The organism is Nocardia sp. CA-290969, from assembly GCF_050936135.1.
In the GTDB taxonomy this organism is placed as follows: Bacteria; Actinomycetota; Actinomycetes; order Mycobacteriales; family Mycobacteriaceae; genus Nocardia.
Map to the genome: position 1 here is coordinate 6,256,155 of NZ_JBNJNJ010000001.1, position 26,481 is coordinate 6,282,635.

Consider the following 26,481-nt stretch of genomic DNA (forward strand, 5'->3'; position numbering starts at 1 on the left):
GTAGGTACGCCGTGTTCTTGAAGTCTGCCCGCAGCGCCCTCGTTCTCGCCGTCGGCGTGGCGACGACCGCGGCGCTCACCGCCTGCGGTGGTTCCAGCGACGATTCGGGCAAACCGCAGGTGGTCGCGTCCACCAATGTCTGGGCCGATATCGCGAGCGCAGTGGCCGGACCGGACGCGGACGTATCCGCGATCATCTCCGACCCCGCCGCCGACCCGCACTCCCACGAGACCTCGGCGGCGGAATCCGCCCAGATCAGCGATGCCGATCTGGTGGTCTACAACGGCGGGCACTACGACGAGTTCATGGCGAAGGCGATCGAGGGCCGCGATAAGCGCGCTGTCGAAGCCGTCGCCGCCCGCGACGGTGAAATCGCCGGCGATACGAACGAGCACATCTGGTACGACATGGAGACCGTCGCCCAGGTAGCCGAGCAGATCGGCACCGCGCTCGGTGAGCTCGATCCCGCGCACGCGAGCGGATACGCCGATCGAGCCGCGCAGTTCTCCGACCGGCTCGCCGGGATCACCGCGCTCACCGACCGGACCGCCGCCGAACACCCGGACACGCCGGTCCTGCAAACCGAACCGCTGGCGTACTACCTGCTCCAGGACGCCGGTACGGTCGACCGGACCCCGCGCGGCTACCAGGAAGCGATCGAACAGGAAACCGATCCCGCTCCCGCCGCGGTAGCCGCCACCAGAGATCTGATCAACGGCCGGCAGATCCGGGTGCTGGTCTACAACGTGCAGACCGAGGACCAGGTCAGCGAGGATCTGCGGGCGGCGGCCGACGCGGCCGGTATCCCGGTGGTCGAGGTCACCGAGACGCTGCCGCCCGGGCTCGATTTCGTGGCCTGGCAGACCCGCAATGCGCAGGCACTGGCCGACGCCGTCGGCTGATCCCGCCCCCGAGACCGACGAACGGATACCACCGATGAGCGAAACCGCCTCGGCGAACGGTCGCGGCACACCGCCCGGAGCCGATACCGGCGCGCCGGAGACAGTGGCGGAGCACGGTACCGGCCTGGGCGGCAACGGCGACCGTACGACCACCGGAAGCGCGCAACACAGCGCCTTACCCGGAGGGCATGAAACCTTGCCGCGCGAGGGGAACCACAGTGTGCCGCCGGGCGAGCAGGGCACCGCGCACCGGACCCAACCGGCGGCCGTCGCGCTCGACTCGGCGACCCTCGCCTTCGGCGACCGCACCCTCTGGCACGATCTCGACCTCAGCGTCGGCCGCGGTGAGTTCATCGCCGTTCTCGGACCCAACGGATCCGGTAAGACCTCCCTGCTCCGGGTACTGCTCGGTCAACTCGCGCTGACCTCCGGCCGCGCCCGGATCGGCGGCGCCGAACCGCGCGCCGGGCACCCCGATATCGGCTACATCCCGCAGCAGCGCACCATCGACGCCGGCGTGCAGTTACGCGGAACCGACCTGGTCGGTCTCGGGGTCGACGGACATCGCTGGGGGCTGGGGCTGCGCGATCGCGCCGAACGCCGCCGCAAGGTCGCCGCCGCGATCGCCGATGTCGGGGCCGAACGGTTCGCGAAGGCGCCACTGGAAAGTATGTCCGGCGGCGAACAGCAGCGGTTGCGGGTCGCGCAGGCGCTGGTCGGCGATCCCGCGGTCCTGCTCTGCGACGAACCCCTGCTCAGCCTCGACCTAGCCAGTCAGCAGCTCGTTTCGGGCCTGATCGACGCGCGACGCCGCGAACACGGGACCGCGGTACTGTTCGTCACCCACGAGATCAACCCGATCCTGCCGCTGGTGGACCGGGTGCTCTACCTGGTCGACGGAAAGTTCCGGATCGGCACTCCCGACGAGGTGATGACCTCGGCCGTACTGTCCGAGCTGTACCAGACCGAGGTCGATGTGCTGCGCGTCCGTGGCCGGCTGGTCGTGGTCGGCACCGGCGACACGATGGACGCGCTCGGCACCGCCGGAGCGCATTGCCACGGCGACCCCGGCACCCCGCATATCCCCGAACCGGCCGCCGAGGGCCGGCAAGCGCGACAGGTACGCACCTAGATGGACAAGCTCTCCGACGTGCTGGCCCAGGTCTTCGATCTGGGAACCACCGTTCACCTGCTCGGCTACGACTTCGTCCAGCAGGCGGTACTCGCCGCGGCGCTGCTGGGTCTGCTCGCCGGCGCGATCGGGCCGTTGATCATCAGCCGGCAGATGTCGTTCGCCGTGCACGGCACCAGCGAACTCTCACTCACCGGCGCCGCGGCCGCGCTATTGGTCGGCGCCGGCGTGGGTGTCGGCGCGATCGCGGGCTCGGTGGTCGCGGCGGTCCTTTTCGGCGTGCTCGGTACCCGCGCCCGGGAACGCGATTCGGTGATCGCGGTGGTGCTGTCGTTCGGACTCGGGCTCTCGGTGCTGTTCCTGTGGCTCGGGCCCGAACGGGCCGGGTCGAAGTTCTCGCTGCTCACGGGGCAGGTGGTCAGTGTCGGATTCAGCGGCCTGACCCTGCTCGCCACCTGCACCGCGGCCGTGCTGGCGGTGCTCGCGGTGGTCTACCGCCCGCTGCTGTTCGCCAGCACCGATCCGGAGGTCGCGGTGGCGCGCGGGGTTCCGGTACGCGCCCTGTCGATCCTGTTCGCCGTGATGCTCGGAATCACCGCGGCATTCGGTGTCCAGATCGTGGGCGCCCTGCTGGTACTCGCCCTGCTGATCACCCCGGCGGCCGCGGCGGCGCAACTCACCGCCGACCCGGTGCGGGCCACGATTCTCGCGGTGATCTTCGCCGAGGTCGCAGCGGTCGGCGGCATCCTGCTGTCGCTGGCGCCCGGCGCCCCTGTCTCCACCTTCGTTACCACGATCTCGTTCTTGATCTACCTGGTCTGCCGGGTGATCGGCGCGCGGCAACGACAGGTGGCCCGAGTCCGGTAACGCCGCGTCGGGGCTCACCTCCGGTTCCGCGGATCGGCGCGGGTCTATTGCGGGCATCTGCCTTCAGTCGGGGTGCCGGGGTTTCGTATGCTCGTCGCAACGCTCCCGGACCGAAGGGCACTTCATGATCGACTTCACGATTCCCGCCGACCTGGCCGCCGAACGGGACCGAATCCGCCGGTTCGTCGCCGAGCGGATCGTGCCCTACGAGCGCGACCCCCGGCTCACCGCGCACGGCCCCACCGACGAGCTCCGGCAGGAACTGGTCGAACTCGCCCGCGCCGAGGATCTGCTGACCATCCAGGCGCCCAAGGAACTGGGCGGCCGCGGGCTCACCCATATCGAACAGGCCGTCCTCTACGAGGCGGCGGGCTGGTCCACCCTCGGCCCGGTCGCGATGAACTGCGCGGCCCCCGACGAGGGCAATATGTTCCTGCTCTCCAAGATCGCCGATCCCGAGCAGACCGAGCGCTACCTGAAGCCGGTCGTCGACGGCCACCAGCGGTCCGTTTTCGCCATGACCGAACCCGACGGCGCCGGTTCCGACCCCGGCCAGCTGTCCACCACCGCCACCTTCGACGGCGAGAACTTCACCATCGAGGGCCGCAAATGGCTGATCACCGGCGCGAACGGCGCCAAAACCTGGATCATCATGGCCAAGCTCGCCGAGAACCCGCATCTCCCGGCCGGGCCGACCCTTTTCCTCACCGACGGCGATCAGCCCGGCATCGTCATCGAACGCACCATGAACACCATGGACCGCAACTACGTGGCCGGACACTGCGTGGTCCGCTTCGACGGCCTCACCCTGCCGAAATCCGCGCTCCTCGGCGAGGCGGGCCAGGCCCTGCGCTACGCCCAGCTGCGCCTGGCCCCCGCCCGGCTCACCCACTGCATGCGCTGGCTCGGCGCCGCCGAACGCGCCCAGAGCATCGCCGTGGACCACGCCAAGACCCGCACGGCGTTCGGCAAAACCCTCGGCGAACACCAGGGCGTGTCGTTCATGATCGCCGACAACGAGATCGCCCTGCACCAGTGCCGGCTGACCATCTGGCACGCCTGCTGGCTGATGGACCAGGGCGAAAAAGCCCGCCACGAGAGCTCGATGGCGAAATCGTTCGTCTCCGAGGAACTGTTCAAAGTCGCCGACCGCTGCGTGCAGATCCTCGGCGGTATCGGTGTGAGCGACGAAACCGTCGTCGAAATGATCTTCCGCGATATGCGCCCCTTCCGCCTCTACGACGGCCCCACCGAAGTCCACAAATACGCCATCAGCCGCAAAGTGCTGCGTTGACGGCCGGGGCTCCGTAGGAAAAAGACAGCCCGGCACCCCGGATGTGGCGGCTGACCAATAAACTGCCCGGCATGAGTTCGGAATTGCTCGTCGATGTCTCAGCGGGCATCGCCGTCCTCACATTGAATCGGCCGGCGAAGCAGAATGCGTTCAACCCCTCGATGACCGAGGCGTTGGGGGCGGCATTGAAACGGTGTGACGCCGAGGACGCCATTCGCGTCGTGGTCATCACCGGGACGCCGCCCGCCTTCTGCGCCGGCGCCGACCTGTCGGACCGGGTGGGCGAGGTGAGTGCGGCCGTCGATCCGCCGCCGTTCCGGATCCGCAAACCGGTGATCGCGGCTGTCAACGGGCATGCGGTGGGGGCCGGGCTGGCGCTGGCCCTGCAATGCGATCTGCGGTACCTGGCCGACGACGCGGTGTACGCGCTGAGCCAGGTACGGCGCGGCGTACTCGCCGACGGGTACGCGCACTGGACGCTCTCCCGGCTGGCGGGCCTGGCCAATGCCGCCGATATCCTGCTCACCGGCCGTACCTTCGACGGCGACGAAGCCAAGGCCATGGGCCTGGCGAATGCGTGCCTGCCGGCGGCGGAGGTGGTGCCCACCGCGATGGCGGTCGCCCACGATATCGCCAACGGCTCGGCCCCGCTCAGCGCGGCGTTGTCGAAACGTTTGCTCTGGGAGGGCATCGGCCTGAACCCGGCGATCGTCGGGCAGTTGGAGGCCGACCTGAACGAGCACATCGCCCAGGGCCGCGATGCGGGTGAGGCGATGGCGGCGTTCCGGGAGCGCCGCCAGCCGAACTGGTCGGGGTCGATCAGCGAGGAATGGCCGAGCTGGGAGCCCGGGAAATGGTCCGGGCAGCAGAGCCTCGACTGATCGCGTTCACCCGCCGCTGATCAAGACCAGGAGGAACAGCAACGCCATCAGCACCATCAGGATGGTGCCGATAACCCCCAGCGTGAACCCGACCACCACCTGCGTCCGGCCGCTGTACGCGCCGCCGGATTCGTCGATCTGGTCCAGCGCGCGTTTCCCCATCGCCCATGCCACCGGCCCGGACAGCCCGAAACAGAACAGGCTGATGGCGCCGAGGAGCAGCACCACCGTCGCATAGGGATGCTCGACCGGCTTACCGATGGGCGCGTTGGGTATCACCACGCATCGAATTCTACGGTGCCGAGCCGGTTTTGCGTTCCGGGCGCGACACAATCGCCTCCGCACCGGCCGCTGAGCGCGTGTCTCGCGCGACGCGGCGCCACGAGCATCCGCCGCCCGAGCCGGGGCGGACACCGGCGCCCGTCGCGGGGAGGCCGGCAACCTGGCCGGGGAAAGACCGTCGGCCGGAGCCTTCACGCGAGCCGCCGAGCGAGCGCCGGGCACGTAAGCCCGCATCAGCCGACACGATCACGAGAACCATGCGGTGCAATTACCCGGCGACCCGTTACGACGACAGCGCTACCGCCCCGAATCAGGCGCGGCGCTGCCGGGCAGTCTCGGCCAGTACCACGCCCGCCGCGACGGAAGCGTTCAGCGATTCCACCGGACCCGCCATCGGAATGCTCAGGATGGCATCGCAGGTCTCCCGGACGAGCCGGGACAGCCCCTTGCCTTCGGACCCCACCACGATCACCGTCGGCCCGGTGGCGTCGAAATCGTCGAGCGACGTATCACCACCGGCGTCCAGGCCGACGATCTGCACGCCTTTGGCAGCCCAATCTTTCAGTGTGCGAGTGAGATTGGTGGCTCGCGCGACCGGCAGCCGGGCCGCCGCACCGGCACTGGTCCGCCACGCCACCGCGGTCACGCTCGCGCTGCGCCGCTGCGGGATCACCACACCGTGCCCGCCGAACGCCGCCACCGAACGCACCACCGCGCCCAGATTGCGCGGATCTGAGATATTGTCCAGAGCCACCAGCAGCGCGGGCTCCACCGACTGCTGGGCCCGGGCCAGGAGATCGTCGGGGTGGGCGTACCGGTAGGGCGGCACCTGCAGCGCCATCCCCTGATGTAAACCGTTGGAGCTCATCCGGTCCAGATCGGTGCGCGGCACCTCGAGGATGGAAATCCCGGTATCGGCGGCGATACGCACGCTCTCGGTGAGCCGCTCGTCGTTCTCGGTGCCCACCGCGACGTACAGCGCTGTCGCCGGAACCCCGGCGCGCAGACATTCGGTGACAGGGTTGCGGCCGAGTACCAGCTCGGGCCCGTCGTCACCGTGCCGGCCGGCCGGGCGCGCGCCGCGATTGGGTGAGCCGCTCTGGGCGGCACGCGCTTTCGCGGCGGCCCGCCGGGCGGCCGGATGCTTAGTGCGCGCCTCCGCCGGCGGCGTCGGCCCGCGACCCTCCAGGCCACGGCGGCGCTGCCCGCCGGAACCGACCACCTGCCCCTTCTTGGTGCCGCCTTTGCGGATCGCACCACGACGTTGTGAATTGCCGGCCATATCAGCCTGCCTTTCCGGGGGAAGGTGTGCCCAGCGACCATTCGGCACCGTTGGGGGTATCGGTCACTTCGATGCCGGCGGCCTGCAAGCGGTCGCGAACGGCATCGGCGGTCGCCCAGTCCTTCGCCGCCCGGGCCTGCTGGCGGCGTTCCAGTTCCGCCGCCACCAGCACATCGAGCGCGGCATCGGCGGCCGAATGATCGGCGCCGCTGTGCCAGTGCGGATCCAGCGGGTCCACGCCCAGCACGTCGAGCATGGCGCGAACCTGACCGGCATGTTCGCGGGCGGTTTCCAGGACACCGGCGTCGAGCGCCCGGTTGCCCTCGTGCACCGCGTGATGGATTTCGGCGAGCGCCTTCGGGACCCCGAGGTCGTCGTCGAGGGCGGCGGCGAAGCCGTCGGTCCATTTACCCAGCGGAATATCGCCACCGCGTTCGGCCACCCGCTGCACGAACGCCTCGATCCGCTGGTACGACTGCGCGGCATCGGCGAGCGCTTTATCGGAATATTCCAGCATCGACCGGTAGTGCGCGCTGCCCAGGTAGAAACGCAATTCCACGGGCCGCACCGATTTCAGCACGTTCGGAATGGACAGCACATTGCCGAGCGATTTCGACATCTTCTCGCCGCCCATGGTCACCCAGCCGTTGTGCAACCAGTACTGCGCGAAACCGTCCCCGGCCGCCTTCGACTGCGCGATCTCGTTCTCATGATGCGGGAAAACCAGATCCATTCCCCCGCAATGAATATCGAATTCCTTGCCGAGATAGAACTCGGCCATCGCCGAGCATTCCAGATGCCAGCCGGGCCGGCCCGGTCCCCACGGCGAAGGCCAGGTGGGTTCGCCGGGTTTCGCGGCCTTCCACAGCGTGAAATCGCGGGGGTCGCGTTTACCGAGCCCGGCGCTTTCCCCTTGGTGGACGTCTTCGAGACGGTGGCCGGACAAATGGCCGTAGTCCGGATAGCTGCGGACATCGAAATACACATTGCCCTCGGAGGCATAGGCGTGCCCGCGGTCGATGAGCCGCTGCATCAAATCGACCATCTGGGTGATATGCCCGGTGGCCCGCGGTTCCGCCGAGGGCGGCAACACCCCGAGCTGCCGATAAGCCTGGTCGAACGCCCGCTCGTGCGTCGCCGCCCATTCCCACCACGGCCGGCCCGCCGCGGCCGCCTTGGTCAGGATCTTGTCCTCGATATCGGTGACATTGCGGATGAAGGCCACGTCCAGCCCGCCCGCGGCCAGCCAGCGGCGCAGAATATCGAACGCCACCCCGCTGCGCACATGACCGATATGCGGCAGACCCTGCACGGTCGCCCCACACAGGTACACCGAGGCACGTCCGGGTACCAGCGGCGTGAAATCACGCAGGGTCCTTTTCTCGGTGTCGAACAGGCGCAGCGTCACGGCAGTCGATCCTAGTTTCGTTTGTGGATTGCACTCGAATGTGGTGCAGCGGGGATATGGGCAGGGTAGCGGCAACGACCGAATCTCCGGCATTCGGCCGCACCGTCACGGCGAGGCCGGTCACGCCGTGGGCCTCGGTATCGATCATTGCGCCGGCGCGGCAGCGATCTCCACGGCGGCCGTCCGGCACCGAGGCGACCGGCGATGCCGAGTTCACCCGGCATCCACCGGCCGGGAGTTCCCGGTTCCTACTGGATGTGGCGGCTTCGCTGACCTGGGACGCGTCCGGTTACCGGTCCCCGAGGTGATCGCTCGGCCGCCCCGGACAGTGCAGCAGGGCCGTGGCGACCGCGGCAATCCCCTCGCCCCGGCCGGTGAGACCCAGCCCGTCGCTGGTGGTGCCGGATACCGACACCGGAGCGTCCAGCAGATCACCCAGCACCCGCTGCGCTTCCGCGCGCCGCGGGCCGATCCGCGGGCGATTACCGATGACCTGCACCGCGGCGTTGACCACGGCGTATCCGTCCTGTTCCAGCAGCCGCCGCACTTCCTTCAGCATGGCGGCGCCGGATACACCCGCCCATTCGGGGCGTCCGGTACCGAAGACCGACCCGACATCGCCGAGTCCGGCGGCCGACAGCAGGGCGTCGCACAGGGCATGTGCGGCAACATCACCGTCGGAGTGGCCGGCGCACCCGTCTTCCCCGTCGAACAGCAGACCGGCCATCCAGCAGGGCCGCCCCGGTTCGATCGGGTGCACATCGGTGCCCAGGCCGACTCGGATATCCATCACCCCACCACCTGTTTCCCGTCGAGGACGGCTTCGGCCAGGCGCAGGTCGAGCGGGGTCGTGATCTTGAACGCAAGCGGATCGCCGGGGATGGTGCGCACTCCGATCCCGAGCCGTTCGACCAGACCGGCGTCGTCGGTCGCGATTTCCGGGTGGTCGTAGGCGCGTCGCAGCACCTCGGCAGAGAAACCCTGCGGGGTCTGCACCGCGCGCAGCGCGGAACGGTCGGGCGTACCCGTCACGACACCGGCCGCGTCGACCGATTTCACGGTATCGACCACCGGCAACGCGGGTACGACGGCCGGCTCACCGGCACGCAGCTCCGCGACCACCCGGGCGATCAGCGTGGGTGGGGTCAGCGCCCGCGCGGCATCGTGAACCAGGAAGAACGCGGCGTCACCGGCGGCCGCGAGCCCGGCGCGCACGGAATCGGTACGTTCGGCGCCCCCGGCCACGATCCGGGCCGGGGCGGCGGGGGGAAGCAGGGCTGCCGTGGCCTCGACGAGTTCGGCGGGCACCATCACAATGATCTCGTCGACGACTCCGGCAGCCATCAGGCCGCTGACAGCGAGCCCGAGCATGGGTTTGCCGCCGACCGGGACGAACGCCTTGGGAGCATCTGCACCCAAGCGCACGCCACGACCGGCGGCAGGAACCAACGCGACGACGGGACCGGCATCACGGCCGGTACCGTCCGGTGCGTACACGGTCAGGACGCCGCGGCGAGAACCTCGTCGAGAAGCGTCTCGGCCTTGCCGTCATCGGTCCCCTCGGCGAGCGCCAGCTCACCGACGAGGATCTGCCGAGCCTTGGCCAGCATCCGCTTCTCGCCCGCGGACAGACCACGATCCTGTTCCCGGCGCCACAGGTCGCGGACGACCTCGGCCACCTTGTTCACATCGCCGGAGGCGAGCTTCTCGAGGTTGGCCTTGTAACGGCGGGACCAGTTGGTGGGTTCTTCCGTATGTGGCGCCCGCAGCACCTGGAAGACCCGATCCAAGCCTTCCTGGCCCACGACATCGCGAACGCCGACGTATTCCGCGTTTTCCGCGGGAACCCGAACAGTGAGGTCACCCTGTGCGACCTTCAGGACCAGATACTCTTTCTGCTCACCCTTGATGGTGCGGGTCTCGATAGCTTCGATCAAAGCCGCCCCATGATGGGGATAAACGACGGTATCTCCGACCTTAAAAATCATGTGTCCCGTGCCCCTTTCGATGTTCACAGTTTAACACGCGACTCGATAACGGCGCGATCAACTGCGCAGGTCAGGGCCACAACGACCAGGTACTGGGGCTTGACAGGGCCAATTTGGTGTGCATCACGTTGTGGCCGAACGGGTGTCGGCGCCACCCTTGTCCGAGTCCCGCGCGACCGCGTCACGCGGGCGCGCCGAAACGATACGCGGAAGCCGGATCGTTACCGGTCAGCGGGGCGCGGCCGATACGCCGATCGCGGCCGGGCAACCCGCCGGACCCAGCGGTTCGAGGCGGTTCATCCAGGCCGGGCCGCAGGTAATACCACCGGCGCGTCGACGTGCGGCAAATCACACCGCACCGACCCGCAATACCCCCTGACGGCGCCCGGTGCGCCCGGCATCCCGGCGCGACTACTACAGTGCCTAGTTGGAGTGCGCCCACTCGGACATGGAGGACAACCCGTGACTGCCCTGACTGCTGTGACTGCCGCGAACCCGGTCGCCTCGACTCGGCGGCGCCGCCGCCTGGTGCCGGTCGCCGCGCTCGCCGCCGGAGCGGCCCTCATCCTGTCCGGCTGCGGTGCCGGCCAGATCTCGCAGACCGCCGACCAGGTTCCCGCGATCAACGGCAACACCGCCGACGCCGGTGAAATCGCGCTGCGCAATGTGCACCTCGTGTACCCGGGCAGTGCCACCCACAACAACACCACCGGCGGCCAGGCCGCGCTGGCCCTGTCGATCATCAACACCGGCGAAACGGTCACCGACGAACTCACCAGCGTCACCACCGACCTCGGCACGGTGAAGATCACCCCGGCCGAGGGCGACAAGATCCGCCTCGCCCCGGCCGAAACGGTCGTGGTCTCCACTCCGTCGGCCGGCGCGGAAACACACACCACCGGCGAAACGGTCGACACCGAAGGCGGCGAAACCAAAACCGCGCAGATCGAAATCACCGGCCTGACCCAGAACATCACTCCCGGCCTCACCTACGACGTCTCGTTCAACTTCAAGGAGAACGGCACCGTCCTGGTCCAGGTCCCGGTGGACGCCGGCCTCGACACCCCCCGCCACGAATCGGAACTCTCCAAGAGCACCACCGGTAGCTCCGGCGGGCACTGAATCTTTTGCGGCGCCTTCGGCGCCGCGGGTTTTGGCCCCCTTGGTCCCTGCTGTCAGCACTCGACACTCGCGGCTGCGCCGCATCGCATCGAGCACTGACAGCAGGGACGGGCCAAAACCTCTCAGGGCCTCGTAAGACTCGGCACCGCCGTGGTTGCGTTGGGTTTCGGGGTTATGTGAACCGCTGAGGGCCTTGTAAGACTAGGCACCGCCGTAGTCGCGTTCGGTTTCGGGTTATGTGAACTTCCGAGGGCCTCGTGAGATTCGGCGCGGTCGTGGTTTCGTTGGGTTCCGGGGTATGTGAACCTCCGAAGTCTCGTGGACCCGGCGCTGCCGTGGTCGCGTTCGGTTTCGGGTCAGGTGGGCCTCCCCGGGCCTCGGCGAGGGCCCGGTGGGTACACCGGCGCCGCGTCGTCGCCGGCGCCTGCGGTTTCGGGCTGCACCCTGCGCCGCTGTGGGCATATCGGGCCGGGGTGAGCTGGTCCGTTGGGTCGCGCTGTGTTGTGCGGCATCGGTTCGTAGTAGGGACGGGAGATACCTCGGCTGTCGGTGAGTATGCGTAAGGTGCGGGTTCGTGGCAGCTACCAAGACCAAGGCCGTCTATCGGTGTTCCGAGTGTGCGCACGAAGTCGCCAAATGGGTTGGTAAATGCCCCGGTTGCGGCTCGTGGGGCACCGTCGACGAAGCCCTGCCGGTGGCGGGGGCGGCCGGTGGTACGGCGAGCCGGAAGGCGATGCTGCCGAGTACCGCGGCCGCGCCGATCTCGCGGATCGACTCGAACACGACCACCGCGCGGCCGACCGGGGTTTCCGAGCTGGACCGGGTGCTCGGTGGGGGGATCGTCGCGGGCTCGGTGGTGTTGCTGTCCGGGGAGCCCGGAGTGGGGAAATCGACCCTGCTGCTCGAGGTGGCCCATCGGTGGGCGCGGCAGCGTGACGAGCGAGCCTTGTACGTCACCGCCGAGGAATCGGCGGGGCAGGTGCGGTTACGTGCCGACCGGACGGGAGCGGTGCACGACCGCGTGTACCTGGCGGCCGAATCGGATCTGTCGGTGCTGCTCGGCCATGTCGATCAGGTGAAACCCACACTGCTGGTGGTGGATTCGGTGCAGACGATGCTGGCCGGCGACAGCGACGGCGTGATCGGCGGGGTCACCCAGGTCCGCGCGGTGACCGCGGCGTTGACCTCACTGGCCAAAACGAGCGGGATCGCGGTACTGCTGGTCGGTCACGTCACCAAAGACGGCGCGGTGGCGGGGCCGCGCACCCTGGAGCATCTGGTCGATGTGGTGTTGCAGTTCGAGGGCGACAAGAACTCGACGCTGCGCATGGTGCGCGGTATCAAGAACCGTTTCGGCAGTGCCGACGAAGTGGGCTGCTTCGAATTACACGACGACGGAATCGCCTGTGTCACAGACCCTTCCGGGCTCTTTCTACATCACCGCACCGATTCGGTTCCGGGGACCGCGGTGACAGTAGCGATGGATGGGAAACGGCCGCTCGTCGGCGAGGTGCAGGGACTCACGGTCGACACCCAGGTGCCGGCGCCGCGCCGGGCCGTGAGCGGACTGGACTACAACAGGGTCGCGATGGTTCTCGCGGTGCTGCAGAGCCGTTGCGGACTCTATGTCGGCAAACAGGATGTCTATGCCGCGACGGTCGGCGGGATGCGGCTCACCGAGCCCGCCGCGGATCTGGCCATCGCGGTGGCGATCGCCAGTGCCGCCCGGGATACGGCGCTCCCGCCGGGCTGGGTGATCCTCGGCGAGGTGGGGCTGGCGGGCGAGGTCCGCCGGATCACCGCCGGGGGCCGCCGGCTCGCGGAAGCGGAACGACTCGGTTTCACGACCGCGGTGGTGCCGCCCGGGGTCACGGGGAAAGGCATCGGGATGACACTGCACGAGGTATCCAGCCTGCGCGGCGCGCTGCGGCTGGCCGGCCTCACGAAGAAATGAGTACCGCGCCGGAAGCACGTCCGCGCCGGGCCGGGTGACCTTCGGCGAAGGGGGGCTTGCCGGCGAGGCCCACCGGATCACCGCGGCCGTCGGCGGGATCGCGACTCCGGCCGTTCGCTGTCAGGCGATGTTGAAGGGTTCCGGGGCGCTGCGTACGGATCCGAGCTGCGCTGTCACGTTGTAGGCCCCGGTGGGCACCTGTACACGTTCCCCGGCGCATTCGGGCTGGGATGTGGTGCCCGTCCAGGTGACGGTGAACGCGGCCTGCTCGCCGCGATCGAGCGTGCGCACATCGGGTTCACCGTCGGGATAGCAGTCGGTGCTGGCCCACAGCTGACGACCGCCGTCGAGGGTGTGCACCGAAACCCGCTGCAGCCCCGACCCCATGTCCCGGGTGCAGGGCTCGCCGGAGATATTCGTGATCACGATCCCGAAAACCGGCTCCTCCCCCACCCGGTAGGTCGGCTGGGCCACCGACACCTTGATCGCCAGCGATTGGTCGGTGCATTGCCCGGACACGGCGGGTGCCGGCTCGGTGCCGGAGGTCGTGGTGGTCGCTCCGGTGGTGGTAGTGGGGGCCGGCGTGGAACTTGCCGGGGTTTGTGTACCGGTCGCCGACGAGGTCGCCGCGGCGACGGTCCCGGGCGAATCGCCGCCCCGGGATACGGTCACGGCCAGCCAGATCACCACCGCGAGCGCGACGATCAGCGCGCCGATGGCAAAAACGCGACGCCGCCAGTAGATCTCCGGCGGTAACGGTCCTGTCGGTTCCAACACGTGTCAACGGTAAGCGTATTCGGCGGTGGTGGCGGTCAACGGCACACCGGAAGCTCCGGCCGGTTGCCGGGACGCCACCGGCCGGCCGGGTATCCGGCCGGCCGGTACCGCGCGTATCCCGCTAGACGGTCTCCCCGATTTCGCCGACGACGCGATGCAGTTGCGCCCGGCCCTCGGCCAGCTTGTAGGTGACGCAGGCGATCGCGCACTGCCCGGATTCCACCCGCTCGGAGACGATCTTCGACCGTTCCATCAGCAGCTTGCTGGTTTCGACCACGTGGCGGGCCTCGAGTTCGTCCACCGTGTTCAGGCCCTCGCGGCGGCCGATCAGCATCGAGGGGGTGACCTTCTCGACGATGCTGCGGATGAATCCACCCGGCACCTCGCCGCCGTCGAGCGCGTCCAGCGTCGCTTTGACCGCGCCGCAGGTGTCGTGGCCGAGGACGACGATCAGCGGGACGTTCAGCACACCCACGCCGTACTCGATCGAACCCAGCACCGCGGCGTCGATGACATGACCCGCCGTACGCACCACGAACATATCGCCGAGGCCCTGATCGAAGATCAGCTCCGCGGCTACCCGGGAATCGCCGCAGCCGAAGAGGACGGCGGTCGGACTCTGGCCACCGACGAGCTTGGCTCGGTCGGCGGCACCCTGACTAGGATGCAACAACGTGCCGTTGACGAAGCGCTCGTTTCCTTCACGCAGCGACTTCCAGGCACTCACCGGGTTGGACTGAGGCATGGTGTCCATTCTGCACGATTCGTATTGCCCCCGGCTTCGGTCCCGTTACGACGCGGCGTCGGTCCGCGCGTCGCCGGTGGTATTGCACGGTGAGGTGAACGGAGCGAGTTCGGGTGAGCAGCAGAGCAGTCGCAGGTCCGGAGACGGGCGAGCACCGAGTTTCACCGGCATCGGCCGTGCTCGACACCGACGCGCTGATCGACTGGTACTCCCGCACCGCCCGCGACCTGCCCTGGCGCCGGCCCGGCGTCACGGCCTGGCAGATCCTGATGAGCGAAATCATGCTGCAACAGACTCCGGTTTCGCGGGTCGAACCGATCTGGCGGGAATGGGTGGCGCGCTGGCCGGTGCCCTCGGCCATGGCGGCGGCGAGCGCGGGCGAAGTGCTGCGCGCGTGGGGCAAGCTCGGATATCCCCGCCGCGCCCTGCGGTTGCACGAATGCGCGCAGGTGCTGGCGAGTGAGCACGCCGACGAAGTCCCCGATGATGTGGAGGTCCTGCTCGGCTTACCGGGGATCGGGGCCTACACGGCGCGGGCGGTCGCCTGTTTCGCCTATGGGCAGCGAGTTCCGGTGGTGGACACCAATGTTCGCCGCGTGGTGGCCCGGGCCGTGCACGGTCGCGGTGAGGCGGGCAACCCGGCGGCCCGCGATCTCCGCGAAACCGAGGCGCTGCTGCCCGTACGGGTCGACCGGGCGGCGGTGTTCTCCGCGGCCCTGATGGAACTCGGGGCGACGGTGTGCACCGCCCGCACCCCCGACTGCACCCGCTGCCCGCTCCCCCGCTGCGCCTGGGTCACGGCGGGCCGCCCGGTACAGGAGTCCACGCGCCGGACCCAGAAATACGAGGGCACCGACCGCCAGGCGCGCGGCCGTTTGCTGGATGTACTGCGCGCGGCGACGGAGCCGGTGGATCGCATCCGCTTGGACTTGGCCTGGACCCGCGACCCCGGCCAGCGCGACCGCGCCCTGGATTCGCTCCTGGTGGACGGCCTGATCGAGCAAACAGTGGACGGGCGCTTCGCCCTGGCCGGCGAGGGCTGAGTTACCGCGCGCCTGCACCTCGGATTCGGTGAGCGGGGTGCGCGGGCTCTCCGCGAGCCCGGTGGGTGGGCCTGGTCCGGCGCGGGTTCGCCGGCACCGGAGCGGGCTGGGGAGCCGGCTCCACCACCTCGGCGTCGACCACATCGGCCGGCGCCTCGGCGGGTTCGGGCTCGGCGTCGGCGGCCTTGCCCGGGCGGCCGATCAGGCCGTTCACCCGGTCCAGCACTTCCTCGGCCCGGCTGCTGGCGTCCTCGGGGCCCGGCGGCGGTGCCATCCATTCCCGGCCGTGGCGGCGCTGCTGCTCCGCCTAGACGAGCACACCTGGGGCAGGCTGTCGCAGGCGAATGCCGACGATCAGCGGTTCGGGGTTGCTTCGGCGGTGAGTACCCGGCCGAGGAACCGTTCGACTGCGGTGCGGTAGCGGGCGGGCTGGTCGTCGTGGACCAGATGGCCCGCCTCGGGGATCACGATATGTTCGGCGGCCGGATGCAGCTCGGCCATGCGGCGCATCTGCCCGGGTGGGGTGATGGTGTGTTCGCCCTCGATCAAAAGGCTGGGGACGCGCACCTGCTGCCATTGCGACCAGAACGCGCGCGTACCCCATTCCTCGGAGATATCGCGAAACGTGGCCACCTCCCCGTGCAGGCGATAGCCGTCACGGCTCCGCTCGAACGAATGCAGGAAGTAGCGACCGGCGACCGGACCGAAGAACTCCAGCATCGCGGCCTCGTCGGCGAAGGGCTGCGGCCAGGCTTCGATCATGGCCGCCCAGTGTGCGGCGGTGCGGCCGGTGAAGTCGGCCGCCATATCCTCGACCACCAGCGCCCGTACCCGCTTCGGGTACCCGGCGGCGAAAACCCACCCGTGCAGGCCACCCATCGAATGTCCGATGACGACCATCGGCTCGGGGATCGTCGCGGTGGCGGCGGCAAGATCGGCGACGAATGCGTCGGTGGTGAGTTCGGCCGGGGCCGGACGGCCGTGCCCGGCCGCGTCGAAGGTGTACACATGGCCGTAGCCGCGTAACCACGCGATCTGATCGGCCCAGGTCCGGGCGCTGCCCATCAGACCGTGCAGCAGCAGTATCGGGACCCCGGACCCGCCTTCGTCGTGCAACATCGGGTCGAGTGTATTCGGCACACGTTTCACTAAGCTCGTCCTATGGCTGTTGTGAAAATCAATGCGATCGAGATTCCCGAGGGCGCGGGTCCCGAATTGGAGAAGCGGTTCGCCCACCGCGCGCATGCCGTCGAGAACTCCCCCGGGTTCCTCGGCTTCCAGTTGCTGCGGCCGACTGCCGGGGAGAACCGGTACTTCGTCGTCACCCAGTGGGATTCCGAGGAGTCCTTCGCGGCGTGGCGGGACGGGCCGGCCAAGGAGGCGCATGCCGGGCAGCAGAACAAGCCGGTGGCCACGGGCGCCTCGCTGCTGGAGTTCGAGGTCGTGCTGGACGTGGCCGGCAAGAACGCCTGACGATCCTTTCGATGCGGGTCACGCCACCTTTACTGTGCGGTGGCGTGACCTGCGCTTTTTCCGGGGCATATTGACGACCACCGCGGGCGGTGTCACAGTTCCGGAGTACGCGGAGGTGATGCGGTAATCCGGTGGGAACCCGGAGCGGTCGCGCCACTGTATTGCGCACTGTCTCGGCAGTGGGCAGAGCCAGACACCGGCACCGAAGCGCAGAACTCGCGACCGGACGCGACCTTCCGGATGAGGAGGACCATCATGGCCATCGTGCACACCCCGAGCCGGGCCGGCGAAACGCTGGCGACCGTGCTCATCACAGTCGGTGTCGTTCTACTGGCGTTGCTCACGCTCTACCTGGTCGGTTTCGATCAGGGCGCGATATCCCGCAGCGGGATGTTCCTGCACGAGCTGATGCACGACGGACGGCATCTGCTGGGCGTGCCATGCCATTGAGCGGATCCTTCGGTGCGCTGCTGCTCCGTGGTCTGCTCGCCGGCCTGATCGCCGGTCTGCTGGCGGGTGTCGTCGGGAATTTCGTCGGTGAACCCAAGGTGGACGCGGCCATCGCCATCGAGGAGGCAGCGGCGACGCACGAGCACGGCGGCGGGCACAGTCACGGCGAAGACGCCGGGCACAGTCACGATCCGGACGAGGCCGTGGTGAGCCGGCCGTGGCAGAAGTTCGGTCAGTTCCTGGCGAACGCCTTGGCGGGGATGGCCTTCGGCGCCCTCGTCGCGACGGCGGCGCACTACGCCCGCCGCCACACCGCCCTACCGGGACCGCGACTGGTGCTGGGGCTCGGCCTCGGCGGATGGCTCGCGGTGGTGCTCGTCCCGTTCTTCAAATACCCGGCCAACCCCCCGGCCGTCGGTGACCCGGAAACGATCAACGAACGCACGCTGCTGTGGGTGGCCGCTGTCGTCCTCGGACTGATCGCCTTGGCGGCCGCCGGCTATGTCTGGAACCTGCTGCGGGCACAGCTCGAAACAGTCCGGCTCGTCGCGGCCGTCGCCGCCTTCGCCCTGATCGTCACGCTCGGATATGTTCTGCTGCCCGGGGTGAACGAGGTCGGCGCGGATTTCCCGGCCACCCTGTTGTGGGAATTCCGGACGGCATCGCTGGCGGTGTCGACCACGCTGTGGGTGAGCATCGGTCTCGCCTTCGGCGCACTCACCGAATGGAGCACCCGCCGCAGCACGCCGGTAACGGAAGCCGCTGCTGCAGCCGGGTGATCCGGGAGTCCGCGATCCCGGGCTCCCCGCAGACGAGGGAGCCCGGGAACCGGTCAGGACTCGAGTGCCGCGTCCAAGGTGATCTCGTCCACTCCGGCCAGTGCCTTGCTCACCGGGCAACCCGATTTGGCCGCGGCGGCCGCCGTGGTGAAACCGGCGTTGTCCAGGCCCGATACCCGGCCGCGGACGGTCAGTGCGATACGGCTGATGCGGAACCCGCCGGCCGGGTCGGGGCCGAGGGTGACAGCCGCCGAGACATCGAGGCTCTCCGGGGTGCCGCCGGCCTGGGCGATCTCGTTCGACAGCGCCATCGCATAGCAGGACGCGTGCGCGCCCGCGATCAGTTCCTCCGGGCTGGTGGTGCCGCCGGCCTCGTCGGCGGACCGTTTGGGGAAGGACACCTCGTACTTGCCGACCCCCGAGCTGACCAGTTCGACCTGGCCGGAGCCGTCCTGCAGACCACCGGTCCATGCGGTGCGCGCGGTACGTGTGGGCATCACAATCCTTTCGAAGACGATTCGTTCGGGTCCGGTGTCGAACCTACTCGCACCATTCAACCGGCCGCAGAGGTTCGCTCATCGAGGCGGGCCAGCGCCTTCGGCCAGGTCGCGCGGTACCGGTCACGAGCGGCCTCGTCGGCAAATCCGCTGTGCCGCAGCCGTAACCGGATACCGCGGGGTTGTTTCACGAGTTCCACCCGGACCACGGTTTCCGCGCCCGCGGTGCCCGCCGCTCCCGTCACCCAGGTCATTTCGACGAGCCGGCCGGGTTCGAGCCGCAGGAATCGCCCGTAGTGCGGGTGCATGCTCCCCTCGTGCCGGGTTTCGAAGTAGAACGGCTCGTTCACCTCCGGGCGCATCCGTACGGTTGCGGGCTCCGCGAACCAGATATCGAATCCCTGGGTCCACGCGAGGTACAGCAGTTCGGGCGAGGCTTTCATCACTCGCTCCACTGTCAGCTCGTACGGCCGCGCTGACAGGTCCGGTGAACGCACTTGCTGGTCGACCATCACTGGACCATACCCGCGCCGGGACGCGTGCCGCCGCCGATGCGGCGATCGTCGCGCCGACGACGAGGAGTTTCTTCACCGAGCGAAGTATTCGCCGCGGCAATACCTCTGCCGCAAAGCAAATCCGGGTGTGCAGCGCCGGGTTCGGCCCAAGTGCGAATAGGGTGGTGCAGGTGGAGTCCGCGATGACGAGCTGGCAGATGGTCGGGCTGCTGAGCTGGCTGGCATTGGCCGCCGCTCTGGTGGTGATGGCGCGGCAGCAGCGTGCGCTCGTACACGCTCGCCGGGAACGGGACGCCGCGGCGGATACCGCCGCGCAGCGGCTACGGGAGCTGGAGGTGAGTACCGAACGCCTGCTGATCGCCCGGGAACTGCACGACGTGGTGGCACACAATCTTTCGCTGATCAATGTGCAGTCGGGGATGGCACTACAGCAGGTCGAGAACAAATCGGCGAAGGCCGCGGGAACGGTCGCCGAGATCAAGACCACGAGCCGCAACGCCCTCGAGGATGTACAGGCTCTGCGGCACGCGATCCAATCGGTGGAACCGGCCCGCACCACCCCACCCGCCGAGGAGCAACAGCCGCGCGATACCGGCGCACCCGCCGGTGACGAACGTGAGAAACCCGCCCGGCGCGCGGGTTTCGGGCGGCGCGACAGGTCTTCGGCGGCCGGCCGGCCCCGCGATTCCGCACCCCGGAACACGGCACCCGCCCCGGCCCCGGCGCCACCGGCGCGCGAACCCGATCCGACCATGGCCGAACTCGACGAACTCCTCCGCAAACCCCGCCGCGCCGGCCTGACGGTGCATACCCGGATCGTGGGTACCGCCGGTTCGCTGCCCGCGGCGATCGACGAGGCCGCGACCCAGATCGTCACGGAATCACTGACCAACGTCATCCTGCACGCACCCGGCGCCGAAGCCACGGTGACCGTGCGCTTCACCGCCGATTCCGTGGACCTCACCATCGACAACACCCGGCCCACCGGCAAACCGGAACACACCGGACCGACCCGCGGAATGGGCATTATCGCCATGCGCGAACGCACCCACGCGCTCGGCGGCGCGCTGACCGCCGGCCCGAAACCCAGCGGCGGTTACCGGGTGGCCGCTCGGTTACCGAGCCGTCCGCTGCGGGCGGTCGACCCGGACCGGACATCGCGGTCGCGTGCGGAGTCGGGCGAGAGCAAGCGGTTCGCACCGGCGGCTTCCGATAAATCCGGCACTCGGGAATCCGAACGCCGACCAGCCGAAACCGCGCCCACGAGAACGGAATAGCGCCGGGCGGCGAATGTCGCGAAAGAAACTGTCGGATCCTGCGGCTAGCCTCTGCCCCGATATCTCAACCGACATCGGGGTGACAATGGGAATAGTTGTTTCGTTCAATCGCGTTTCCGACGCGGAGCTGGCACGGGTGATCGCGGAGCCGGAAAGCTATTGGGAAGTGGTGGACAGCCGGGACCGCGCGGCGGAGCCCAGCGGGTACCTGGACAAAGCTTGGCACGGCCTGTCATATCTGCTGGGGCGCTCCGGCACGGGGATCGATCTGTTCATGGGCGGCGACCCCATCGAGAACACCGAGGGTTTGACCGCCTGGTCCGCACAGCTCGTGCGCGAAACCGCACAAACCCTGCGTGGTACACCCTTCTCCACACTCGCGGCCCATTACGAACCCACCACACTGGAAGCGGCGGGAATCTATCCGAATATCTGGGCCGCGGAGGGCGAGGAGGCGTTGGACTATCTGCGTGAGTACTACGACGTCCTGGTGAAATTCTTCGGCTCCGCCGCTGACGCGGAATCCGCCGCCGTCATGAGTATGGGCTGAGGCGGAACCTCGCGGGGCGCGGAACAGCTCGGCAATGCCGACGGTCCCGGCTCGGCGAGTAGCGCACCCCGGCCCTGCAGGTTCCGGCGGTCGGCAAATCCGTATTAGACACCTGTCGCCGAATTCGGACAGGCGCGGAGTGCCCCGAGACCGGTGATCGTTCGGTGTGCGCGGACCCCTGGCGCCGGTCGGTGAAACCGGGCCGCGTTCGAGCCCCAGGTCTGCGGTATCCAGTCTGTCATCGCCCAGCGGGAGGTCTCATGGGTGGCGCGGGCCGCAGCGTGCTCGTCGGGCGCCCAGGCCGCCGGACCTCGGTGCGGTGCGGCCGGCCTACCGAAGTCCGGGATCACCCTCCCGGATTGGAACCGCGGCGTTCTTCGTCGGTGAATCCCGCAGCGCGGGCCGCCCCAGGGGCTCCCGGGGCCTGCAGTCGGCCGGAGTACGCGCCGGCCGCCCGGAAGACTCCCTGGACCCCGGCGGGGGCGGCGCCGTAGGTGATCGACTGCTGCGGAGCGAAGCCCAGTTCGGTGCCGATCTGCACGGCGTCCATATTGGCGCCGAGGAACAGGAAATCCCAGTTGTACTGGTTCTGCTGCTGCTCGATCAGCGACCGAACCGCCGCATGTGTCCATTCACGGCTGGAGTTCTCGTGGCCGTCGGTGAGGATGACGACGATCACGGTGCCCGGCCGCTCGGACTCCGGGCGCCCCGCCAGCTCGGTGCCGATATCGGTGACCAGCTTCCCGATCCCGTCGTACAGCGCCGTACCGCCGCGGGGATGCAGGACCGGTGGCGGAACTTCCGCGAGGGGGACGTTCGAGTAGAGACATTCGTACTCGGTATCGAATTGCGCGAAGGTCACCCGGACGGTTTTCTCGACCTTGCGCTGTTCTTCGAAGAAGGCGGCCAGCCCGCCCTCGGTATCGGATTTGATCGACTGCATCGAGCCGGAGCGGTCCAGCAGGACGGCGATCAGGCTCTGGTCGGGATCGGTCATCGTTACCCCCGGTTCGGAATGGACCTGTGTCCCCACACTACGTGCCCTCACGTCCGGCCGCCGCTGAATTACGCACCCCCGGAGAAATGCCCATAGGTACGCGAAAGGGCCTGTCCCGCTGTGCAACACAGCTGGACAGGCCCTTCGCCGTCCGGACTACTCGCCCGAGGCGGCCTCGGCCGGGCCCTCGCCCGCACCGGTCAGCACGACCTCCGGCTTCTTCTCACCCTCGTCCTTGGTGAGCTTGGCCTTCGGGGTGAAGGTGAAACGGGCATCCTCGCCCGAGCCTTCGCCGTCCCAGCCCTCGACATCGACCACGACGTTCTGGCCGGCACCGATCTCGCCGAACAGGATCTTCTCCGACAGCTGATCCTCGATCTCCCGCTGGATGGTGCGGCGCAGCGGCCGGGCACCGAGCACGGGATCGAAGCCGCGCTTGGCCAGCAGGCTCTTGGCCTGATCGGTGAGCTCCATCGACATATCCTTGTTCTTCAACTGGACGCCGACGCGGTTGATCATCAGATCCACCATCTCCACGATCTGCTCGGTGGTGAGCTGGTGGAAGACGATCACATCGTCGATACGGTTGAGGAACTCCGGCCGGAAATGCTTCTTCAGCTCGTCGTTGACCTTGAGCTTCATCCGCTCGTAGTTCGAGCCCTCCTTGTTGGACTGGGTGAAGCCCAGGCCGACGGCCTTCGAGATATCCGAAGTGCCGAGGTTCGAGGTGAAGATCAGCACCGTGTTCTTGAAGTCCACGGTCCGGCCCTGGCCGTCGGTCAGGCGGCCGTCCTCCAGGACCTGCAACAGGGTGTTGTAGATCTCCTGGTGGGCCTTCTCGATCTCGTCGAACAGCACGACCGAGAACGGCTTGCGGCGCACCTTCTCGGTGAGCTGGCCGCCCTCTTCGTAGCCGACGTACCCGGGAGGAGCACCGAACAGCCGCGAGGCGGTGAAGCGGTCGTGGAACTCGCCCATATCGATCTGGATGAGCGCATCGTCGTCGCCGAACAGGAAGTTCGCCAGCGCCTTGGACAGCTCGGTCTTACCGACACCGGACGGGCCGGCGAAGATGAACGAACCGGACGGACGCTTCGGATCCTTCAGGCCGGCACGCGTACGGCGGATGGCCTTGGAGACGGCCTTGACGGCATCCTCCTGGCCGATGATCCGCTTGTGCAGCTCGTCCTCCATACGGAGCAGACGAGTGGTCTCCTCCTCGGTGAGCTTGAACACGGGGATACCGGTCCAGTTGGCCAGCACCTCGGCGATCTGCTCGTCGTCGACCTCGGCCACGACGTCCAGGTCACCGGAGCGCCACTGCTTCTCCCGCTCCGCGCGCTTGGCGACGAGCTGCTTCTCCTTGTCGCGCAACCGCGCGGCCTTCTCGAAGTCCTGCGCGTCGATCGCCGATTCCTTCTCCCGGCGCGCGTCGGCGATCTTGTCGTCGAATTCGCGCAGGTCCGGCGGGGCCGTCATCCGGCGGATGCGCATGCGGGCGCCGGCCTCGTCGATCAGGTCGATCGCCTTGTCCGGCAGGAACCGGTCGTTGATGTAGCGATCGGCCAGGGTGGCGGCGGCCACCAGGGCGCCGTCGGTGATGGAGACCCGGTGGTGCGCCTCGTAGCGGTCGCGCAGACCCTTGAGGATGTTGATGGTGTGCTCGACGGTCGGCTCGCCCACCTGCACCGGCTGGAAGCGGCGTTCCAGGGCGGCGTCCTTCTCGATGTACTTGCGGTACTCGTCGAGGGTGGTGGCACCGATGGTCTGCAGCTCACCGCGGGCCAGCTTCGGCTTCAGGATCGAGGCCGCGTCGATCGCGCCCTCGGCGGCACCCGCACCGACCAGCGTGTGCAGCTCGTCGATGAACAGGATGATGTCGCCGCGGGTGTTGATCTCCTTGAGCACCTTCTTCAGGCGCTCCTCGAAATCACCGCGGTAGCGGCTGCCCGCGACCAGGGAACCCAGGTCGAGGGTGTAGAGCTGCTTGTCCTTCAGCGTTTCGGGGACCTCGCCGTTGACAATGGCCTGGGCCAGGCCCTCCACCACGGCGGTCTTACCGACACCGGGCTCGCCGATCAGCACCGGGTTGTTCTTGGTACGGCGGGACAGCACCTGCATGACCCGCTCGATCTCCTTCGAGCGGCCGATCACCGGGTCGAGCTTGCCTTCGAGCGCGGCCTGGGTGAGGTTACGGCCGAACTGGTCGAGCACCAGCGACGTGGACGGAGTACCGGTCTCGCCGCGAGCGCCGGATTCCACCGGTTCCTTGCCCTGGTAACCGGACAGCAGCTGGATGACCTGCTGGCGGACCCGGTTGAGGTCGGCGCCGAGCTTGACCAGGACCTGGGCCGCAACTCCCTCGCCCTCGCGGATGAGGCCCAGCAGGATGTGCTCGGTACCGATGTAGTTGTGGCCGAGCTGCAGCGCCTCGCGCAGGCTCAGCTCCAGCACCTTCTTGGCGCGCGGGGTGAACGGAATATGACCGGACGGCGCCTGCTGGCCCTGGCCGATGATCTCCTCGACCTGGCTGCGCACGCCCTCCAGCGAGATACCGAGCGACTCCAGCGACTTGGCCGCGACACCCTCACCCTCGTGGATCAGACCCAGCAGGATGTGCTCGGTGCCGATGTAGTTGTGGTTGAGCATCCGGGCCTCTTCTTGGGCCAGGACGACGACACGCCTCGCGCGGTCGGTGAACCTCTCGAACATCGCTCCCTCACTCTCCTGCTCCGGACTCTATGGCCGGCTGGTGCCGTGGTGTGTCGTGGACAACCGTCGGCCTCAGCCTGCCATGAAGGCCAGGGGTTGCGGCCCCCGCCTCCCACTCTAGTTGGCGGGTGGTCTCACTGCCGCCGGTCCACCCTAATGATCTGTGGCCGGTCGCAGCGCTATTCACTGATAACGCCCATACCCACGGATTCGTTTCCCACTCCGGTTTTGCCCAGAGCGAACATCCGGACTTCCCCATACCGGGGATACGCGCAGGTCTACAGGTCGCGGTCGGTGATGAGCCCGCTACGCATGGCCAGCGCCGCCAGCCGGACCCGCTTCTGGTTCTGCGGCAGATCCTCGACGCCGAATTTTGCGAACAGGGCGCGCAAATGTGTTTTGACGGCGTCGACGCTGAGGAACAGCTCGTCGGCGATCTGCTGGTTCGATGCGGGCGCGGCGAATCCGGCGTCGCCCTTGTAGGGGCGGCACAACGCGATCAGCACGCCACGCTGCGCCTCCGTCAGCGATCGAACGGTCGGGATGCTGGCACTGGAGGCCCGGGTCGCGTCGTCGGCGACCCCGTTGAAATCGTGGAACGACACCAGCGAGGTGCCCATCCGGATCCGATCGCCGGGCATGAGCCGGCGGCGGCCGTGCAGTCGTTCGCCGTTGACGAACGTTCCGTTACGCGACAGGCCGTCGTCCACGATGGTCCACTGCGCGGCGAGGTATTCCACGGCGGCGTGCAGCCGCGATACCTCGGCGTCCCACCGCAGCGAGAGATCGGCGCCGGCCGAACGGCCTATCGTGATCCGCTGACGATCGGGGCTCAGCATCACCTCACGGCGGCGGCCTTCGTCATCGGTGAATCGTAGGAACGAGCCGGCGGATCCGGACACTGCGCCGCTACCTGACCTCTCCATACCGGCAGCAACTGCCGAAATACCACCCCGACCCCCGGTACCGCGTTCGTACCGGGCCCGGTACAACCAACACCCCTATGGTGCCGGGCGAGCGGGCGGTCGAGCAAGACTGAACACCGCTGAGCGCAGTGACCCCGGCGCGCAACGCCGGGGCCAGCGGTAATTCCAATTAGCTATCGAGAAAGACCTTACCGTCGCCCGCTTCGGCGGAAATACCTCCCGAACGACGGTTGAAAGAAGAACTACCCCTTCGAGGCCTTGTTGTACGCGTCGGTGATATCGGCGGAGATCCGGCCCCGCGCGGAAACCTTGTGACCATTCCGGCGCGCCCACTCACGAATTGCCGCGCTTTGTTCGCGATCCATCGTGGCCCGTCCCTTGCTGTTACCCCCGGCGGCGGCGACCGCGGCCTTCACCCGGCGCCGGCCGCTCACGCGACGTGCACTGGAAACCCACTGCTCCAACTCGTCCCGAAGCTTCGCCGCATTCGATGACGACAGGTCGATCTCGTACGACACCCCATCGATTGCAAACTCGATGGTCTCGTCCGCGATGGACTCACCGTCGACATCGTCGATCAGGCTAACGGTGACCTTCTTTGCCATGAGATGAACGTCCTCTCGAAATC

At 68.1% G+C, this 26,481-nt stretch carries 29 protein-coding genes and 1 riboswitch; of the genes, 13 read left to right on the plus strand and 16 right to left on the minus strand.

The features are described 5' to 3' along the window. The first annotated feature begins 11 nt into the window (after positions 1–11). From ACQEVO_RS28470 to ACQEVO_RS28490, 5 genes are all read left to right on the plus strand, one after another. On the plus strand, positions 12–902 hold the full coding sequence (locus ACQEVO_RS28470; protein ID WP_432919395.1) for a metal ABC transporter solute-binding protein, Zn/Mn family: 891 nt from the start codon (positions 12–14) through the stop codon (positions 900–902). A gap of 220 nt (positions 903–1,122) precedes the next feature. Then, positions 1,123–2,034, plus strand: coding sequence for a metal ABC transporter ATP-binding protein (locus tag ACQEVO_RS28475; RefSeq protein ID WP_432923090.1), 912 nt, complete (start codon positions 1,123–1,125; stop codon positions 2,032–2,034). After that, positions 2,035–2,901, plus strand: coding sequence for a metal ABC transporter permease (locus ACQEVO_RS28480; protein ID WP_432919397.1), 867 nt, complete (start codon positions 2,035–2,037; stop codon positions 2,899–2,901). Positions 2,902–3,025: 124 nt separating this feature from the next. After that, positions 3,026–4,195: an acyl-CoA dehydrogenase family protein gene (locus ACQEVO_RS28485; RefSeq protein WP_432919399.1), complete on the plus strand. Its 1,170-nt coding sequence runs from the start codon at positions 3,026–3,028 to the stop codon at positions 4,193–4,195. Positions 4,196–4,266: 71 nt separating this feature from the next. Further along, the gene (locus ACQEVO_RS28490) at positions 4,267–5,076 is read left to right on the plus strand and encodes an enoyl-CoA hydratase/isomerase family protein (RefSeq protein WP_432919401.1); all 810 of its coding nucleotides are present in this window, start codon (positions 4,267–4,269) and stop codon (positions 5,074–5,076) included. A gap of 6 nt (positions 5,077–5,082) precedes the next feature. Here ACQEVO_RS28490 and ACQEVO_RS28495 read toward each other — a convergent pair whose 3' ends face one another. The 6 genes from ACQEVO_RS28495 to carD all read right to left on the minus strand — a co-directional run bounded on the left by ACQEVO_RS28495 (position 5,083) and on the right by carD (position 10,036). Next, on the minus strand, positions 5,083–5,358 hold the full coding sequence (locus ACQEVO_RS28495; RefSeq protein WP_432919402.1) for a DUF4190 domain-containing protein: 276 nt from the start codon (positions 5,356–5,358) through the stop codon (positions 5,083–5,085). Between the two features lie 310 nt (positions 5,359–5,668). Next, complete coding sequence (rlmB, locus tag ACQEVO_RS28500) at positions 5,669–6,640, minus strand: 23S rRNA (guanosine(2251)-2'-O)-methyltransferase RlmB (protein ID WP_432919404.1); 972 nt, start codon at positions 6,638–6,640, stop codon at positions 5,669–5,671. Position 6,641: 1 nt separating this feature from the next. Continuing rightward, positions 6,642–8,048, minus strand: a complete 1,407-nt coding sequence (gene cysS / locus ACQEVO_RS28505) for a cysteine--tRNA ligase (RefSeq protein ID WP_432919406.1) — start codon at positions 8,046–8,048, stop codon at positions 6,642–6,644. Between the two features lie 289 nt (positions 8,049–8,337). Continuing rightward, positions 8,338–8,832: a 2-C-methyl-D-erythritol 2,4-cyclodiphosphate synthase gene (ispF, locus tag ACQEVO_RS28510; RefSeq protein WP_432923094.1), complete on the minus strand. Its 495-nt coding sequence runs from the start codon at positions 8,830–8,832 to the stop codon at positions 8,338–8,340. Between the two features lie 5 nt (positions 8,833–8,837). Continuing rightward, complete coding sequence (ispD, locus tag ACQEVO_RS28515) at positions 8,838–9,545, minus strand: 2-C-methyl-D-erythritol 4-phosphate cytidylyltransferase (RefSeq protein ID WP_432919408.1); 708 nt, start codon at positions 9,543–9,545, stop codon at positions 8,838–8,840. Between the two features lie 2 nt (positions 9,546–9,547). Beyond that, a complete protein-coding gene (gene carD / locus ACQEVO_RS28520) occupies positions 9,548–10,036 on the minus strand; it encodes an RNA polymerase-binding transcription factor CarD (RefSeq protein ID WP_011206964.1) in 489 nt (162 codons plus the stop codon). Positions 10,037–10,498: 462 nt separating this feature from the next. On the opposite strand from carD, the gene ACQEVO_RS28525 reads away from it, so the two are divergent. Both ACQEVO_RS28525 and radA read left to right on the plus strand, forming a co-directional pair. Beyond that, positions 10,499–11,158: a hypothetical protein gene (locus tag ACQEVO_RS28525; RefSeq protein ID WP_432919412.1), complete on the plus strand. Its 660-nt coding sequence runs from the start codon at positions 10,499–10,501 to the stop codon at positions 11,156–11,158. Positions 11,159–11,732: 574 nt separating this feature from the next. Continuing rightward, positions 11,733–13,112, plus strand: coding sequence for a DNA repair protein RadA (gene radA, locus ACQEVO_RS28530; protein WP_432919414.1), 1,380 nt, complete (start codon positions 11,733–11,735; stop codon positions 13,110–13,112). Between the two features lie 120 nt (positions 13,113–13,232). Here radA and ACQEVO_RS28535 read toward each other — a convergent pair whose 3' ends face one another. Both ACQEVO_RS28535 and ACQEVO_RS28540 read right to left on the minus strand, forming a co-directional pair. Next, positions 13,233–13,889: a hypothetical protein gene (locus ACQEVO_RS28535; RefSeq protein WP_432919416.1), complete on the minus strand. Its 657-nt coding sequence runs from the start codon at positions 13,887–13,889 to the stop codon at positions 13,233–13,235. A 121-nt stretch (positions 13,890–14,010) separates the two neighbouring features. Then, positions 14,011–14,634 carry a carbonic anhydrase gene (locus tag ACQEVO_RS28540; protein ID WP_432919418.1) on the minus strand — a complete coding sequence of 208 codons (624 nt, stop codon included), beginning with the start codon at positions 14,632–14,634 and terminating at the stop codon, positions 14,011–14,013. Positions 14,635–14,810: 176 nt separating this feature from the next. Between ACQEVO_RS28540 and ACQEVO_RS28545 the strand changes: the two genes are divergently transcribed. After that, complete coding sequence (locus tag ACQEVO_RS28545; protein ID WP_432923097.1) at positions 14,811–15,677, plus strand: A/G-specific adenine glycosylase; 867 nt, start codon at positions 14,811–14,813, stop codon at positions 15,675–15,677. A 1-nt stretch (position 15,678) separates the two neighbouring features. On the opposite strand, the gene ACQEVO_RS28550 is transcribed toward ACQEVO_RS28545, so the two are convergent. Together ACQEVO_RS28550 and ACQEVO_RS28555 are read right to left on the minus strand one after the other, a co-directional pair. Beyond that, on the minus strand, positions 15,679–15,951 hold the full coding sequence (locus tag ACQEVO_RS28550) for a hypothetical protein (protein ID WP_432919420.1): 273 nt from the start codon (positions 15,949–15,951) through the stop codon (positions 15,679–15,681). 80 nt (positions 15,952–16,031) lie between these two features. Beyond that, complete coding sequence (locus ACQEVO_RS28555; protein WP_432919422.1) at positions 16,032–16,796, minus strand: alpha/beta fold hydrolase; 765 nt, start codon at positions 16,794–16,796, stop codon at positions 16,032–16,034. Between the two features lie 42 nt (positions 16,797–16,838). On the opposite strand from ACQEVO_RS28555, the gene mhuD reads away from it, so the two are divergent. From mhuD to ACQEVO_RS28570, 3 genes are all read left to right on the plus strand, one after another. Then, positions 16,839–17,150, plus strand: coding sequence for a mycobilin-forming heme oxygenase MhuD (gene mhuD / locus ACQEVO_RS28560; protein WP_280399927.1), 312 nt, complete (start codon positions 16,839–16,841; stop codon positions 17,148–17,150). A gap of 73 nt (positions 17,151–17,223) precedes the next feature. Then, positions 17,224–17,369, plus strand: a riboswitch (cobalamin riboswitch). Positions 17,370–17,405: 36 nt separating this feature from the next. Further along, positions 17,406–17,600, plus strand: coding sequence for a CbtB domain-containing protein (locus ACQEVO_RS28565; RefSeq protein ID WP_432919424.1), 195 nt, complete (start codon positions 17,406–17,408; stop codon positions 17,598–17,600). After that, a complete protein-coding gene (locus ACQEVO_RS28570; RefSeq protein ID WP_432919426.1) occupies positions 17,591–18,379 on the plus strand; it encodes a CbtA family protein in 789 nt (262 codons plus the stop codon). Before ACQEVO_RS28565 ends, ACQEVO_RS28570 begins: the two co-directional genes overlap by 10 nt. Positions 18,380–18,432: 53 nt before the next feature. On the opposite strand, the gene ACQEVO_RS28575 is transcribed toward ACQEVO_RS28570, so the two are convergent. Both ACQEVO_RS28575 and ACQEVO_RS28580 read right to left on the minus strand, forming a co-directional pair. Continuing rightward, entirely contained in the window at positions 18,433–18,876 is a 444-nt protein-coding gene (locus ACQEVO_RS28575; protein WP_068045750.1) for an OsmC family peroxiredoxin, read from the minus strand. 56 nt (positions 18,877–18,932) lie between these two features. Then, entirely contained in the window at positions 18,933–19,388 is a 456-nt protein-coding gene (locus ACQEVO_RS28580; protein ID WP_432919429.1) for an SRPBCC family protein, read from the minus strand. A 185-nt stretch (positions 19,389–19,573) separates the two neighbouring features. Here ACQEVO_RS28580 and ACQEVO_RS28585 point away from each other — a divergent pair, with 185 nt between their 5' ends. After that, positions 19,574–20,668 (plus strand): sensor histidine kinase, encoded by a 1,095-nt coding sequence (locus tag ACQEVO_RS28585; RefSeq protein ID WP_432919431.1) that lies wholly within the window; start codon positions 19,574–19,576, stop codon positions 20,666–20,668. Positions 20,669–20,753: 85 nt separating this feature from the next. Next, positions 20,754–21,218: a YfbM family protein gene (locus ACQEVO_RS28590; protein WP_432919433.1), complete on the plus strand. Its 465-nt coding sequence runs from the start codon at positions 20,754–20,756 to the stop codon at positions 21,216–21,218. Positions 21,219–21,564: 346 nt separating this feature from the next. Here ACQEVO_RS28590 and ACQEVO_RS28595 read toward each other — a convergent pair whose 3' ends face one another. The 4 genes from ACQEVO_RS28595 to ACQEVO_RS28610 all read right to left on the minus strand — a co-directional run bounded on the left by ACQEVO_RS28595 (position 21,565) and on the right by ACQEVO_RS28610 (position 26,458). Further along, positions 21,565–22,215: a vWA domain-containing protein gene (locus ACQEVO_RS28595; protein ID WP_432919435.1), complete on the minus strand. Its 651-nt coding sequence runs from the start codon at positions 22,213–22,215 to the stop codon at positions 21,565–21,567. A 156-nt stretch (positions 22,216–22,371) separates the two neighbouring features. Beyond that, positions 22,372–24,927: an ATP-dependent Clp protease ATP-binding subunit gene (locus tag ACQEVO_RS28600; protein ID WP_432919437.1), complete on the minus strand. Its 2,556-nt coding sequence runs from the start codon at positions 24,925–24,927 to the stop codon at positions 22,372–22,374. A gap of 278 nt (positions 24,928–25,205) precedes the next feature. Then, a complete protein-coding gene (locus ACQEVO_RS28605; protein WP_432919439.1) occupies positions 25,206–25,829 on the minus strand; it encodes an FHA domain-containing protein in 624 nt (207 codons plus the stop codon). A 266-nt stretch (positions 25,830–26,095) separates the two neighbouring features. After that, positions 26,096–26,458, minus strand: coding sequence for a histone-like nucleoid-structuring protein Lsr2 (locus ACQEVO_RS28610; RefSeq protein WP_432919441.1), 363 nt, complete (start codon positions 26,456–26,458; stop codon positions 26,096–26,098). Positions 26,459–26,481: the final 23 nt, after the last annotated feature.